General features: G+C 60.1%; 14 protein-coding genes. 8 read left to right on the top strand and 6 right to left on the bottom strand.

Translation table 11 applies throughout. From position 1 onward, the window contains the following. Positions 1-86 precede the first annotated feature (86 nt). From CK221_RS21750 to CK221_RS21740, 3 genes are all read right to left on the bottom strand, one after another. Positions 87-1,736, bottom strand: coding sequence for an EAL domain-containing protein (locus tag CK221_RS21750; protein ID WP_095779296.1), 1,650 nt, complete (start codon positions 1,734-1,736; stop codon positions 87-89). 376 nt (positions 1,737-2,112) lie between these two features. Beyond that, a complete protein-coding gene (locus tag CK221_RS21745; protein ID WP_095779207.1) occupies positions 2,113-2,727 on the bottom strand; it encodes a DNA ligase in 615 nt (204 codons plus the stop codon). Positions 2,728-3,374: 647 nt separating this feature from the next. After that, a complete protein-coding gene (locus CK221_RS21740) occupies positions 3,375-4,532 on the bottom strand; it encodes an AraC family transcriptional regulator (RefSeq protein ID WP_245299691.1) in 1,158 nt (385 codons plus the stop codon). Positions 4,533-4,736: 204 nt separating this feature from the next. Here CK221_RS21740 and CK221_RS29915 point away from each other — a divergent pair, with 204 nt between their 5' ends. The 8 genes from CK221_RS29915 (at position 4,737) to CK221_RS21710 (ending at position 10,725) form a co-directional block, all read left to right on the top strand. Further along, entirely contained in the window at positions 4,737-5,039 is a 303-nt protein-coding gene (locus tag CK221_RS29915) for a hypothetical protein (protein WP_127214219.1), read from the top strand. A 93-nt stretch (positions 5,040-5,132) separates the two neighbouring features. Further along, complete coding sequence (locus CK221_RS29910) at positions 5,133-5,378, top strand: hypothetical protein (protein WP_143749085.1); 246 nt, start codon at positions 5,133-5,135, stop codon at positions 5,376-5,378. Between the two features lie 241 nt (positions 5,379-5,619). Next, complete coding sequence (locus CK221_RS21735; RefSeq protein ID WP_067000063.1) at positions 5,620-6,504, top strand: cytochrome c oxidase subunit II; 885 nt, start codon at positions 5,620-5,622, stop codon at positions 6,502-6,504. A gap of 16 nt (positions 6,505-6,520) precedes the next feature. Then, complete coding sequence (locus CK221_RS21730) at positions 6,521-8,290, top strand: cbb3-type cytochrome c oxidase subunit I (protein WP_095779206.1); 1,770 nt, start codon at positions 6,521-6,523, stop codon at positions 8,288-8,290. Then, the gene (locus tag CK221_RS21725; protein WP_095779205.1) at positions 8,287-8,991 is read left to right on the top strand and encodes a cytochrome c oxidase subunit 3; all 705 of its coding nucleotides are present in this window, start codon (positions 8,287-8,289) and stop codon (positions 8,989-8,991) included. The genes CK221_RS21730 and CK221_RS21725 overlap by 4 nt, the downstream gene beginning before the upstream one ends. Positions 8,992-9,001: 10 nt before the next feature. Then, positions 9,002-9,721 carry a heme-copper oxidase subunit III family protein gene (locus tag CK221_RS21720; RefSeq protein ID WP_095779204.1) on the top strand — a complete coding sequence of 240 codons (720 nt, stop codon included), beginning with the start codon at positions 9,002-9,004 and terminating at the stop codon, positions 9,719-9,721. A gap of 26 nt (positions 9,722-9,747) precedes the next feature. Then, a complete protein-coding gene (locus CK221_RS21715) occupies positions 9,748-10,140 on the top strand; it encodes a cytochrome C oxidase subunit IV family protein (protein WP_082980618.1) in 393 nt (130 codons plus the stop codon). 111 nt (positions 10,141-10,251) lie between these two features. Beyond that, positions 10,252-10,725, top strand: coding sequence for an aminoacyl-tRNA deacylase (locus CK221_RS21710; RefSeq protein ID WP_095779203.1), 474 nt, complete (start codon positions 10,252-10,254; stop codon positions 10,723-10,725). Between the two features lie 36 nt (positions 10,726-10,761). Here the strand turns inward: CK221_RS21710 and CK221_RS21705 are convergent, their stop codons facing one another. The 3 genes from CK221_RS21705 to CK221_RS21695 form a co-directional block, all read right to left on the bottom strand. Beyond that, the gene (locus CK221_RS21705) at positions 10,762-11,583 is read right to left on the bottom strand and encodes a DUF2189 domain-containing protein (RefSeq protein ID WP_095779202.1); all 822 of its coding nucleotides are present in this window, start codon (positions 11,581-11,583) and stop codon (positions 10,762-10,764) included. Between the two features lie 482 nt (positions 11,584-12,065). After that, positions 12,066-12,446: a cytochrome c family protein gene (locus CK221_RS21700; RefSeq protein ID WP_067000047.1), complete on the bottom strand. Its 381-nt coding sequence runs from the start codon at positions 12,444-12,446 to the stop codon at positions 12,066-12,068. A 295-nt stretch (positions 12,447-12,741) separates the two neighbouring features. Then, positions 12,742-13,248 (bottom strand): hypothetical protein, encoded by a 507-nt coding sequence (locus CK221_RS21695; RefSeq protein ID WP_067000878.1) that lies wholly within the window; start codon positions 13,246-13,248, stop codon positions 12,742-12,744. Between the last annotated feature and the right edge of the window lie 308 nt (positions 13,249-13,556).

The raw sequence follows: 13,556 nt of genomic DNA, 5'->3' as shown, positions 1-13,556 counted from the left end.
CCGCCTCGTGATGAGCCAGTCCCGCATTGCGCGGCATCTAGCTCGATCGTTTTTACAGCCCTCCGATTTACAAACGGTGCAAGTGGCTAGCGCGCCCGATTTGATTCCTCCATCGCTTCCAGCCCCTTCGGCGGCGACCGCCTGATGAAATCGCCGGTTGCCTCGGATCCGAGCGGCCGTCCCATGAAATTGCCTTGCAGGTAATCGCAATTTTCCTTGATCAGCCACCGTGCCTGCGCCGACGTCTCGACCCCCTCGGCGGTGACGCTTATTCCCAGGCCGTGCGCCAGACTTATGATCGATCGCACAATCGTTTGACTCTTCAGATCCGTCTCCAGGTCCGCGATGAAGTATTGATCTATCTTCAAGGTATCAAACGGAAAATTCTTAAGGTAGCTCAAGGATGAATAGTATGTTCCAAAATCGTCGAGCGAGATTCGTATTCCCAGGACGTTCAACGTATTCAATGTATCTATATTGTCTATAGTCTTCTCAAGAAGAACCGTTTCGGTGATCTCGAGTTCAAGCCTTTCAGCCCGGATTCCAACTGCGTCGATGATCTGAGCGACCGTGTCCGTCAGCGAACCGCTCAGGAACTGAGCCGGCGAGAGGTTGACTGCGACTGTCAGCGCGGAAGGCCAGGCCAATGCCTGGCGACAAGCTTGCTCGAGCACCCATCGTCCAATTTCTTCCATCAGACCGTCCGCTTCGGCGATCGGAATGAACACGCCGGGCGGAATGATTCCTATCTCGGGGTGCCGCCACCGCAGCAGCGCTTCGAAACCAATCACCGACGAAGGAGGCCTGATGAGCGGTTGATAGTCCAGGTAAAGCTCGCCCCGCTCCAGCGCGGTTCGAAGGCTGCGCCTCAGATTTTCGCGTTGCTCAAGCAACAACAGCATCGAGCGATTGAACGTTCGAGCGCAGCCGCGACCATCCGTCTTGGCTGCGTAAAGAGCAATATCTGCGGCTTTCATCAGCTGCTCGCCATCGGTCCCGTGCTCCGGCCCGAAAGCGATTCCGATACTTGAACCGACGAAGACGGGAATGCCGTTGATGACGAAAGGGTCCTTGAACGCGTTGACCAGCGATGTGGCGAGGCGCTCGGCTTCCGCGGGCTGCTCCTTGCCCAATTGGATGACGGCGAACTCGTCGCCGGCATACCGGTACGCAGATTCGCCGTCCTCCAGCGCGTCGCGGATTCGACCTGCCGCGAGTTGCAGAAGCGTGTCGCCTGCCCCATGGCCGAGCGTGTCGTTGACCGCTTTGAAATCGTCAAGATCGATTTGCAGCAGGGCGGCTTTTGGCTGAGATCCGCCGATGGCCGCCAGCGCTTGCTGCAGCCGCTCACCGAATCGCCGTCGATTCTGCAGTCCGGTCAGCACGTCGTGCGTCGCCTGATGGAGCAGAATCATATGCTCCTGCTCCTGCGCCGCGCTGCGCTCCCCCTGCTCCCGGGATTCAATGATTCCCACGCCATCTGCAGTGCCGAAGACGAAAACGGAGCGGGGCGCTTCGCCCGATGAGCGCGGCAGGTCAATGCTTGCCGCAGAGCCGCCCTGGAACACCCGAAGAAATTCGTCGCGGCACCTCGTATCGAGGAAGCTTGGATAGATCTCCCAAATGGCGGCGCCTGGCACCACCGCACCTCCGTACAGGCGTTTAAGCCTAGCGGCGTAGTGAGTTAGGCGGAAGTCGCTATCATAGAACGATAGAAGTTCGGTCGTATTCGCCAACAGGTTAGCGAGAAGCGCTTCGCCGGCACGTGAACCATCGCTTGAGGAAGACTCCTCATTCTGCGTGCCGACGCCTGATGCCTCTGAACGCAAAAGCCACCTCCGTAGGCGGTGAAAATTAGCGTCCCCCAGTTTAGAAATAGCATAAGTAACAAGCTTGGCAAACTTTCAACTCGCTATTTCAACAAGCGCTGCATGCGCTGTAATTGCAATGGATCCTCCGCTGTGATTGGCGGGCAGGTTATTCCACGATGGACGTTCATTCATTGTTAATAAATCGCGAATCGACAGATAATCGGCGTCGCGCCAGGCGTGATTCGAAATATTGCGATCCACAGGACAGAGCGGAATTCGCGGCCTGGGCTCGATCACAGACCTAGTGTTTCGAGATCGGCTCTCTCAAAAATCTGGTTTTGAGCCACGTTTTCGACGGTCCGCTCTGGTAGGGGCTATCGGCGCGTTTCGAGATGACGCCGTCGAGCTCGGTTTTCTCGGTGGCGCGAAAGATCGCGAGCGCGTCGCCCTCAAAATGCTCGCTGTATTGGATCTTGCCGAGGCCAGGCTCAACCAGTCGCCACAGCGCTTGCTTGCGCTGCAGCAGGGATAAGGGGATAAGATTGCGGCCGTCGAGGTGGAGGATGTCGAAAGCGACGAACACCAGCCGGCTCGGCTCGTTCCAGATCGCGGCTTCCAGCGCAGGAGAACCGGGCGAGCCCCGCTCGCCTGAGACAATCACCTCGCCGTCGAGAATGGCAGCCCGGCATGGCAGGTCGACAGCTAGCGCGATGGGCCAGTATTTAGTCGTCCAGTCGCGTCCGTTCTTGTTGTAAAGACGCGCGCCGTTCTTATCAATGATGATTTGCGTGCGGTAGCCGTCGAATTTGGCCTCGTGGACCCACCCTTCATCTTCGGGCGGCCGCTCGACAAGAGTTGGTATCTGCGGCGGAATGAACTCCAGCCGTTCGTCGTCGACCTTGTCACGCTGACTCAACTACGCCACCATCTTTGCCGGATAGCGGTGGCGCGAGCGGCACAGGCGACCTGGTATCCATTTGGACACCTGCCGCCTGTGCCTTGCCCCCACTAAGCCATTCTGCGACGGAATGAACACCGGCCAGCCGCCCCCCGGCCATTGGCACGCTTACTCAACTACGCCACACCTTCGACGGATAGCGGTAGCGCGAGCGGCACAGGCGATCCGATTTCCCCAACTTGGACATCTGCCGCCTGTGCCGAGCCCCCACTAAGCCATCGAGCCCCCACTAAGCTATTTTGCGGCGGAATGAACACCAACCGGCCGCCTCGGCCTTGGCACGCTAACTCACTTACGCCTTTGACGGTTTGCGGCGGCGCGGTCGGCACAGGCGGTGCGATATTCCCCCCAACTTGGAAACCTGCCGCCTGTGCCGAGCCCCCCGCTAAGTCACAGCGAACATCTACGAATAAGGCCGCGCTGTCGTTAGCTGCGCATCCAGATACTTATCCGGGCGTACATATCTCGATCGGCACGGCATCTCTCGCCAGGGATTTTGCCCAATGGGGTACCGCCAGCCAAGGATCGCTTGCCCGGCAAGGATTGTCGCCGGATCCAGTATCACTCCGGGCATACTGATGAAACGTCCGCCGCGGATGCTATGATCAGCTTCCAAGCGCCTTGAGCCATCCTTCAAACGAGGAGGTCTTCTCGTGCTCGCCAAGCGAAACAGAGTGGGCGGGGCGCGGCAACACCGTCGTCCTGCGCCCTTCGCGGGGGCTGTAACCGAACTCCTTGCTGAACGCCCGGCTGAAATTTGCCGCTGAACTGAACCCGAAGGCCTCCGCAATTTGAACGATGCGCCGGCTGTCCGCCGGATCGCTGAGCGCAACATGGGCCGCTAGAAGTCGGCGACTTTGAATGTAATGGAGCACCCCACCGCTCGGTTCGAACAGCTGGTAGAGACGAGATCGCGAAACACCGAGCGCCCGGCACATTGAATCCGGCGTCAGATGAGCCGCTTCCAGGTTGTTCTGGACGTATCGACGGGCCCGCTCCATCAGCGCGACACTCGCCAGTTGTTCGGCCGCAGCCGCATGTTCGGCCGGCGGCGCTAGGCACGCAATGATCATGCTGCGGGTTGCGTGTACGATGCGAGGCAGGTCGTCAGCGGTGAGGCTGCGCAGTCTTGTTACGATGCCGTCGACATAGTCGATCAAAAGGTTTGCAAAATTGCCGGAAAGAATTGAATTGTTGTTTGCGTCGAGGGTTGCCGCCGCGTCGGCGAACAAATCACGCGGCAAATATAGAACGAGACTTTCGGATTCGGTCATCCTCCCGCGAAACGGGTAACCTAGCGACCTGATCTCAAGTTTGCCCGGCTGGCCCTCCGCGACACGGCGATTGACCTCCGTCCACGACCGGCCGGTATGTGGCAAGACGACATACCAATGATCGATCGAGCTGGACCGAAGCTTTGCGGCGGAACGGATATAACTGTGCGCCGGCGTCCGCTGTTCGACGATCAGCATGCCGCCGAGATTCCAAGCCTTGTGCGCTGCGGGGAAGCCGTCGTCCAGCGATTTGTCATCCGGCAGCCTGACCTCGACAAGCGGTGCCACATGCGCTTGCCAAGCGGGGAATTGATCCTCTGCTGCCAGTTCGAGTGTTGAAAAGGACAGCGGTTCCAGTGCCGGCGCGATTGGCCGAGCCGCCTCGTTGTCGGGTTGAACGTCGCGAGGCCAACGCCGTCGCTCACGCTCCGGTACAGGCCCGGTATGCGCCTCGTCTTGCTCCTTAGCGTCCATCGCGCGTGGTGCCATATCCGATTCCGGTATGCCCATGCCCCCGCAATCATGTGGTGTATCCCGGGATCTGGCAAGCCTGTGGACCGCATCGTCGATCACGCTGGGTTACAATAAGAAATGCATCCCGAGATAAGTTTCTGGATACGAGGCTAACGACACACTTCAGACCGGCGCCTATAGATTCCGACATCGTGAAAGCGACGTTGAGGAGACCAGGTAATGAATGAAAAAGTCAAAGGAGAAGCTCGCCGCAAGATAATTCTTGATGGATATGTCAACAACGAGCCATTGAAAGACATTGCGGCAAAGCTCGGATGCTCACTGGCGAGTTTGAAAGTCAGCGCCAGCAAACTTGGCTGCACTCGCGCCCCGAAAGAGGCGGCTGACTTTCGACGCGGCTTTCGTATACCCGACAACAAACGGCAAGACTATTACCAGCTCATGCGAGTCGGCCAATATAGATCTCGGGACTGCGCACAGATTTTGGGATTATTGACAACACAATCGCCGAGCATGGAGTAACGTTACTAGAAGCTGGGGACAACATCTTTTCAAGCCTCGGTGACAAGGCCCCGCCGCAAAGCACGGGCGGCGGGCGCTGAAAGGTTCGCTCAAATGCTGCGTCGGCGTTTCAATCGCACCTGCCTTAGCCCTCTCGATCTGGCCGTTTGCGAACGCGTGTTCAATCAGGTCTGCGCAGATGAACAGCTCGATCCTTTGGACCCGGGCGCCGAAATTCTAGCGGTATTGGTTGTGGCCATCTTTCGAAATGCTCACACCAGCGAACGCGAACTGCTGGAGGCGGTCAAATCTCGCCGGCAAAAGGCCAGGGCAGCCGTCCGCACGCCTAAAATGAACTAGTTGATCTACCCGCCAGCGGCATCAAGCCGGCCATTCAGCCCTCTGCACATCGTCCGTAAGGGCAATGCTTCGACGAAGGGCCCGCTGCGCCAAGGCCCCCCGCCCCAAAAGGTCCGGGCGCGCAGCAACGTTTTGCACATCAGCTAGTCGGCTCTGGAATTTCAACCGGAAATCGAGCATGATGCGGCTTGGTATTGGCGTTGGATGCTTCGCGCTCCCATGAAATACCGGAGGACGGGACATGGCCATCGCGCTTGTACTCGTTTTGATCGTCGTGGGCTCGGTGTTGTTCCACTTCCTGAGCCCATGGTGGTGGACGCCGATTGCCTCGAACTGGGACTATATCGACCACACCATCATCATCAGCTTCTGGATCACCGGCGTCGTTTTTGCCGCCGTTGTGCTCTTCATGGCGTATTGCGTGTTCCGCTTTCGCCATCGCGAAGGCAATCGCGCGGTATACGAACCGGAGAACAAGCGTCTCGAATGGTGGCTGACGATCGTCACTGCGATCGGCGTCACCGCCTTGCTCGTTCCCGGCCTGTTCGTCTGGAGCCGCTTCGTCAACGTGCCGAGCGATGCGACCGAAATCGAGGTCGTTGCTCAGCAATGGCAGTGGAGCTATCGCCTGCCGGGCAAGGACGGCAAGCTCGGCACTTCGGACACCCGTGAAGTAGCCGCTGAGAACCCGCTAGGCATCGCCCCAAAGGATCCCAACGGCCAGGACGACGTCGTGGTCGAGGCGGCGGACCTGCACTTGCCGGTCGGCAAACCGGTCAAGATGCTGCTGCGTTCGATCGACGTGCTGCATGATTTCTACATCCCGGAATTCCGCGCCAAGATGGACATGATCCCGGGATCGGTCACCTATTTCTGGTTCACTCCAACAAGGACCGGAACCTTCCAGGTCCTGTGCGCCGAGCTCTGCGGCCAGGGACATCCGCTGATGCATGGCATGGTGATGGTCGACACCGAGCAGGATTACCTGACCTGGCTCGGGCAGCAGCAGACTTTTGCGCAACTGTCGGCGCCTCAGCAAACGGGCTCGGCGAACCCGCTGCCAGGAAAGACAATGGCGTCCGCTTTGGACGTCGGGGCAAAAGTCGAAACTGTCGAGGCCCGCTGAACAGGGAGGTGCTCCCATGGTCGACGTCACACCCGCAGATGCCGTTCCCCCCGCCGAAGTCGGGGAAATGGAACTGTACCATCCGCACAGTTGGTGGACGAAATACGTCTTCTCGCAGGACGCCAAGGTCATAGCGATCCAGTATTCGGCAACGGCAACGGCGATCGGCTTTGTAGCGCTGTTCCTGTCCTGGCTGATGCGCCTGCAGCTCGGCTTCCCCGGCACGTTCGATTTCATTACTCCGGAGGCCTACTACCAGTTCATCACCATGCACGGCATGATCATGGTGATCTACCTGCTCACCGCACTCTTCCTCGGCGGCTTCGGCAACTATCTCATCCCGCTGATGGTCGGCGCCCGCGACATGGTCTTCCCCTATGTCAACATGCTGAGCTACTGGGTCTACCTGTTGGCGGTGCTCGTTCTCGTCGCAAGCTTCTTTGCGCCCGGCGGACCGACCGGCGCCGGCTGGACGCTCTACCCGCCGCAGGCGATCATGACCGGCACGCCCGGTGGCCAGGACTGGGGCATCATCCTGATGCTCTCTTCGCTCATCCTGTTCATCATCGGCTTCACCATGGGTGGCTTGAACTATGTTGTGACGGTGCTGCAGGGCCGCACGCGGGGTATGACCTTGATGCGCCTGCCGCTCACCGTATGGGGCATCTTCACCGCCACCGTCATGGCTCTGCTCGCCTTCCCGGCGCTGTTCGTTGCTTGTGTGATGATGCTGCTCGACCGCGCGCTCGGCACCTCCTTCTTCATGCCGGCGATCGTCGAGATGGGCCAACAGTTGCAGCACAGTGGCGGCAGCCCGATCCTGTTTCAGCATCTGTTCTGGTTCTTCGGCCATCCGGAAGTCTACATCGTGGCCCTGCCGGCCTTCGGCATCGTGTCCGACCTCATCAGCACGCATGCGCGCAAGAACATCTTCGGCTACCGAATGATGGTCTGGGCGATCATCGCGATCGGCGCCCTGAGCTTCGTGGTCTGGGCGCACCACATGTATGTCAGCGGCATGCACCCTTATTTCGGCTTCTTCTTCGCCACGACGACGTTGATCATAGCCGTTCCGACCGCCATCAAGGTCTATAACTGGGTGCTGACCCTGTGGCGCGGCGACATCCATCTCTCGATACCAATGCTTTTCGCGCTCGCCTTCATCGTCACCTTCGTCAATGGCGGGTTGACGGGGCTGTTCCTCGGCAATGTCGTCGTCGACGTTCCCCTGTCGGACACGATGTTCGTCGTTGCCCATTTCCACATGGTGATGGGTGTCGCCCCGATCCTGGTGATCTTCGGCGCGATCTATCACTGGTATCCGAAGGTCACCGGACGGATGCTGGACGAGGCGCTCGGCCAGTTTCACTTCTGGGTCACCTTCCTCGGCGCCTACCTGATCTTCTTCCCCATGCACTATATCGGCCTGATTGGTGTACCGCGCCGCTACGCCGAACTGACAGACATGACGATCATGACGGAGTCGGCCCATCATCTGAATTCGTTCATCAGCATCATGGCCTTCTTGGTCGGCTTCGCCCAGATGGTGTTCCTGTTCAACCTGATCTGGAGCATCCGTCACGGCCGTGACGCCGGCGGCAATCCGTGGCGGGCAACGACGCTCGAGTGGCAGACGCCACAGACGCCGCCGGCGCACGGCAATTTCGGCAAGGAACTGCCGATCGTCTATCGTTGGGCATATGACTACAGCGTGCCGGGCGCGAAGGAGGATTTCATCCCGCAGAACGTGCCGGGCTCCTTCATCCCATCGAGGGAGCCGGCATGAGCGTCATCCTGGTCTTCCTGCTGGTGATCGCCGGCTTTGCCGGATGGTGGCTTTCGCACCAGCGGCTGACCGCGAAGCCGTGGCTCGAGCAAGGCTTGGCCGGGGATTTCGTCGGCCTCGAGCGATCGGCCCTGCCCACCGCCAAGATCGGCCTCGGTGTCTTCCTCGCGGTTGTCGGCTGTCTGTTTTCGCTGTTCACCAGCGCCTATTTCATGCGCATGGGTCTGCCGGACTGGCGGCCTCTGCCGCTGCCGCGCCTGCTCTGGCTGAACACCGGCGTGCTGGTGCTGAGCAGCGTCGCGCTGCAATGCGCCGTGATCGCGGCGCGCAGAGGCCAGACGGACATGGTCAGGCTCGGTCTTGCGACGGCCGGGCTGACCGCCCTCGCCTTCCTGATCGGCCAACTGATCGCGTGGCGGCAGTTGACCGATGACGGCTACCTGCTGGACTCCAACCCGGCCAACAGCTTCTTCTATCTGATCACCGCCATGCACGGCCTGCACATACTAGGCGGGCTGGTCGGCCTTGGCAGGACGAGCATCGGCGCCTGGACGGGCGGCCGGCCGCAGCGGCTTCGCCTCGGGATCGAGCTCTGCGCGATGTACTGGCATTTCCTGCTTTTCGTCTGGCTCGGCATCTTCGCCGTCCTGGCCGGCTGGGCGGCGACATTCGTGAGCATTTGCCAACGGCTGCTGACCTAGGAGACTGGCGATGGCCGAGACGACACTGACGGATAGCAGCCAGTTGGATCGCCCCCAGGGCTGGCGCGGGATTGCCGCCGACTGGGCCTCGGATCAGCGCGCGTTCAAGAACGTGTCCTGGGGCAAGGCCATGATGTGGATCTTCCTGCTCAGCGACACCTTCATCTTCGGCTGCTTCCTGCTCTCCTACATGACCGCCCGCATGTCGACGCGCGTGCCGTGGCCCAACCCAAGCAAGGTCTTCGCGCTGCACATCGGCGGGTCGGAGGTCCCGCTGATCCTGATCGCCATCATGACCTTCGTGCTGATCTCCAGCAGCGGCACCATGGCCATGGCGGTCAATTTCGGCTACCGCCGCGATCGCCGCAAAACCGCGATCCTGATGCTTTTGACCGCCGCGCTCGGCGCAACCTTCGTCGGCATGCAGGCCTTCGAATGGACCAAGCTCATCACCGAAGGAGTGCGGCCCTGGGGCAATCCCTGGGGAGCCGCGCAATTCGGCTCATGCTTTTTCATGATCACCGGCTTCCACGGCACGCACGTCACGATCGGGGTCATCTTCCTGATCATCGTGGCGCGAAAAGTCTGGCGCGGCGATTACGACATCGGGCGTCCAGGGTTTTTCACCAGTCGCCGGGGCCAGTACGAGAATGTCGAGATCATGGGACTCTACTGGCACTTCGTCGACCTGGTCTGGGTGTTCATCTTCGCCTTCTTCTATCTTTGGTGAGAGGCAGGCTTTGCTGAGAGGACGAAATGGCTGAAGCAACCGCAAACGGTCTCGGACAACAGGCGCTGCACTCCACCCACGATGCGGCGACCGCCGGCAAATCGGACACGCACCAGGAACACCCGATCAAGCTCTATCTGGTGGTCTGGGTGTGGCTGTTCATACTCAGCGCCTGCTCCTATATGGTCGACTATTTCGGCCTGCACGGCTATCTCAGATGGTCGCTGATCCTGATCTTCATGATGCTCAAGGCAGGACTGATCGTGGCCGTCTTCATGCACATGGCCTGGGAACGGTTGGCGATGATGTATGCGATCATCTTGCCGCCGATATTGGTGCTGGTCTTCGTGGCGATGATGGTCTTCGAGGCCGACTATACGCTGCTGACCCGTATCGCGTTTTTCGGGCCCGGCCCCTGACGCGCGGTTTGGATAAACCGCAGCCTAATCAGCCCGAAATGGCCGGTGCCTCGAAACAACCGGCGGTTTGGTTTTGATATGCGTCGTGAACTCAAGCAAAGGACGCGGAAAATGACGATAGCGAACAGACTGAGGAATTTCATAGACGGCAAGGGAATCCCGTACGACACCGTCGCGCATCATCGGACTGCAACCAGCAGGCAGGCCGCCATTGCCGCCCACGTGCCCGGCAGCATGATGGCCAAGTCCGTGGTCGTTCACCACGAGCTCGGCTATGCGCTGGCCGTGGTCCCAAGCACCCACAGGATCGAACTCGCCAAGCTCCAGGACGTCATGGACAAGCGCCTCGGGCTCGCTTCCGAGGAAGAGGTGGTCTCGCTCTTCGATGATTGCGATATCGGCGCCGTACCGCCGATCGGCGCGGCCTATGACGTGCCGGTCATTTTGGACGAAAGCCTCGGCGATGCCGCCGATATCTATTTCGAGGGCGGCGACCACAAGACCCTTGTGCATGTCAGCGGCAAGGATTTCCGCGACCTGACCACAGGCGCGCGTCGGGCACGCTTCAGCCACCCGGCCCTGTGAGACACCGGCACTCCCGCCCGTGCTCGACAGGGTTTGCTAGTTCGCCGGTCCTGGGGCGGCGGCCGGCGCTTCCACGACCTTGCGATACACGTGCCAGGTGGCATGGCCGAGGACTGGCAGCACAACCGCCAGCCCTGCGAACACCGGCAGTGAGCCGACGATCAGCCCAACGGCGACGATCAGTCCCCAGACGGCCATTACGATGGGGTTCGCCAGCACTACGCGTACGGAAGTGTGAATGGCTTCGTAGGCGCCGACATCGCGATCAAGCAGCAGCGGAAAAGCCACCACGGTGGTGCACAACACGACCACGGCGAAGACGAATCCGATGGCGTGACCCAGCACGATCAGGGTCCAACCGCGCCCGGTGGCGAATATCTCAGCGATGAAACTGGACAGCGATGCCGGGGGCGCGGGACCGAACAGCTGCTCGTAGAAGATTTTGGCGGTCAAAAGCCAGGCGATGAAGATCGCGAACAGCATGATCCCGACCGCGGCGATGGCCGGCAGCGCCGGGGAGTTCCTGACCTCGAAGGCATGGCGCCAGGATGCATCGAGCCCGGCTTCCCGTCTGCGGCTGATCTCGTAAAGACCGATCGCCGCGAATGGGCCGATCAGCGCAAAACCGGACACCAGCGGAAACAGCAGTGGCAGCGCGTTCGCTCCCGATGTCCAGGTAGCAAGCACCACGCCGACGAGCGGATAGATCATGCACAGAAACACGATGTGCGAAGGTTTCACCATGAAATCGTCGACACCGCGCCTGAGCGCGTCGAAAAGATCGGAAATGCCGATCTTTCTCACTCTGGTATGCTCGAGCGTTTCGCTAGCGCCTGCAATGACGTGAAAGCTTGCCATGACCAATCCTCCAGACCAGGGTCCGGCAAGGTCGCGGATTCGCGGTGCTACCGCTCTGCATGTTGGCCACGCAAAACCGCGACCTGCACCGGCAGCCAACATACTCCATTGCGCCCGATTTGTCTCTTTTCATTGGAACGAGGGTGCGGTGGCCGGCCAGAGCTCCACGCTGGTTCGAGAGGTTTTTTTGCGGTATTCTTATACAGCTGCAACGCAGCGCCTCCGGTACGCGCAAAGGAGGCTGGATCACTTTGATTGGCCCGTGATCCTTTCCCGATTTCCGGGTCATGCGCCTGGTCGAAGGCGAACGTCATGGACACGCGAACGCTTCTCATACTCGGCCTTGGCATAGCCATTCTGTTGGTGCTGGGATTCTTTGCGCTGCCTGCATGACAGGGCCGGCGGCGGCATTCCAGCAGCGTCATGCCGGCCGCCCTCGGTCGGAGCGAGCCGGCGCCACCGACGGGCCTGGAAGGGCCCGCTTACTTCGAAAACTGTTTCAGGTAAGCAATGACGTTGGCTACGTCCTGATCGTTCTTGAGGCCGGGAAACACCATCTTCGTCCCTTTGATCATGCCCCTGGGGTCTTGAAGATACTTTGTCAGCGTGGGCTCATCCCATTTGATGCCGGATTTTCCGGCCTCGATCATAGCAGGGGAAAAGGTGAAACCGGGATGCGTGCCCGCCGTGCGCCCGATGACGCCGTGCAGAGACGGGCCGACCTTGTTCTGGTCCTGGTCTGCAATGTGGCAGACCTTGCACTTGGTGAAGACCTTCTCGCCTGCGGCTGCATCCTGCGCCCGCGAAGGGCTTGCAATGAAGATCGTGGCCGCCGAGGCGATGAAAAGTGCGATTGCGCGCATGGCATTCCTCCCTGATCGATCCGTCATCTGCGCCGGACGATCCGCACCACGCCAGCTGCGCTGGGGCGGCCTGCACGGTACAGCGGAATATCCGTGGTCCCACCAATGGAATTGCGGCATCTACATACCACAGTATCAAGCCAATGGGTAGAAACGGCAATTTGTGCGAAGGTGCACGTCGCCCAAGCTGCGCAGCGGTTCTGGCAGAACGACATGCATCAAAACACGGACCTAGTCTAAAGCGCGTCGCCTGAGTCCGGCTCCTCGCGACGCCCTTTAGGCCGTGTACTGAGACTCACGGCGGATCGGTATTGCAGCTTGCAGCCATCTGTCCGATCGCCTCGGACAGTCCGGCGAGTTCGAAATCGGCCTCGCCGCGTCCCGACAGCAGGCCGAAGCGCCATGACAGCAACAGCCGGCTCGCCGAAACCAGCCGCTTGATGCCATCCGCTCCGTCCCTGACCAGCATTTTACCGCGTGGGCCGACAGACCAGCTTTCATCGAACTTGCCGCCGCCATCGACCATGACCGACATGGTGATCTTGCGGCTGGCGGAGACTGAATCGTTGAGTTGCAGCCATTCGCTCCAACGCGGTTCGCCGCCCGGTCGACAAGCCAGCGTCAGCACCGGACTGTAGCCCAGCGCGCCGCCGCCCGTGATCAGCTTGTTGGTGGCGTATAGCGACGCGGTGACCTGACCGTCGTTGCCTGCGTCGACGCGCCAGTTGCCGAGATCGGGTCCGGCCTCTGCCACACCGGCCGCGGCAAGCAAGAGCGCCGCGGTAACGACCACGCCCCTCATCGTGAATGCCACACCCACCGACGCCTCCAAACGACCCTGCGCAATGTGATATCGAGCAGATAATCATCAATGTTCGGTATCGCCAGCAGCGTGCATTCATCTGAAGCGTGTGGTGTTGCCCCGCAGCAACAACAGAGAACATGAACGAAAAAGGCCGCCTCGTGGGCGGCCTTCAGACTGCTGACGAACCCCGTCGATTTTCGGCGGGGTTTTGTTTTGCAGATTGATTGAGCTTGGGAAATTGGTGGCGGGAGCGGATGTCAGGAGGCCGCCGACGCAGATTTGGCCTCAGGCGAGGACCGGTTTGG

Source organism: Mesorhizobium sp. WSM3868, from assembly GCF_002294785.1.
Taxonomy (GTDB): Bacteria; Pseudomonadota; Alphaproteobacteria; order Rhizobiales; family Rhizobiaceae; genus Mesorhizobium.
The sequence above is the reverse complement of the archived record's forward strand: the minus strand, read 5'-3'. Positions and strand labels throughout refer to the sequence as shown.

Bases quoted from the DNA above. Each gene is read 5' to 3' on its own strand.
- CK221_RS21735 (WP_067000063.1), top strand. From the start codon at position 5,620: ATGGCCATCGCGCTTGTACTCGTTTTGATCGTCGTGGGCTCGGTGTTG.
- CK221_RS21725 (WP_095779205.1), top strand. From the start codon at position 8,287: ATGAGCGTCATCCTGGTCTTCCTGCTGGTGATCGCCGGCTTTGCCGGA.
- CK221_RS29910 (WP_143749085.1), top strand. From the start codon at position 5,133: ATGCTGCGTCGGCGTTTCAATCGCACCTGCCTTAGCCCTCTCGATCTG.
- CK221_RS29915 (WP_127214219.1), top strand. From the start codon at position 4,737: ATGAATGAAAAAGTCAAAGGAGAAGCTCGCCGCAAGATAATTCTTGAT.
- CK221_RS21705 (WP_095779202.1), bottom strand. From the start codon at position 11,583: ATGGCAAGCTTTCACGTCATTGCAGGCGCTAGCGAAACGCTCGAGCAT.
- CK221_RS21715 (WP_082980618.1), top strand. From the start codon at position 9,748: ATGGCTGAAGCAACCGCAAACGGTCTCGGACAACAGGCGCTGCACTCC.
- CK221_RS21695 (WP_067000878.1), bottom strand. From the start codon at position 13,248: ATGAGGGGCGTGGTCGTTACCGCGGCGCTCTTGCTTGCCGCGGCCGGT.
- CK221_RS21700 (WP_067000047.1), bottom strand. From the start codon at position 12,446: ATGCGCGCAATCGCACTTTTCATCGCCTCGGCGGCCACGATCTTCATT.
- CK221_RS21740 (WP_245299691.1), bottom strand. From the start codon at position 4,532: ATGGCACCACGCGCGATGGACGCTAAGGAGCAAGACGAGGCGCATACC.
- CK221_RS21710 (WP_095779203.1), top strand. From the start codon at position 10,252: ATGACGATAGCGAACAGACTGAGGAATTTCATAGACGGCAAGGGAATC.
- CK221_RS21720 (WP_095779204.1), top strand. From the start codon at position 9,002: ATGGCCGAGACGACACTGACGGATAGCAGCCAGTTGGATCGCCCCCAG.
- CK221_RS21730 (WP_095779206.1), top strand. From the start codon at position 6,521: ATGGTCGACGTCACACCCGCAGATGCCGTTCCCCCCGCCGAAGTCGGG.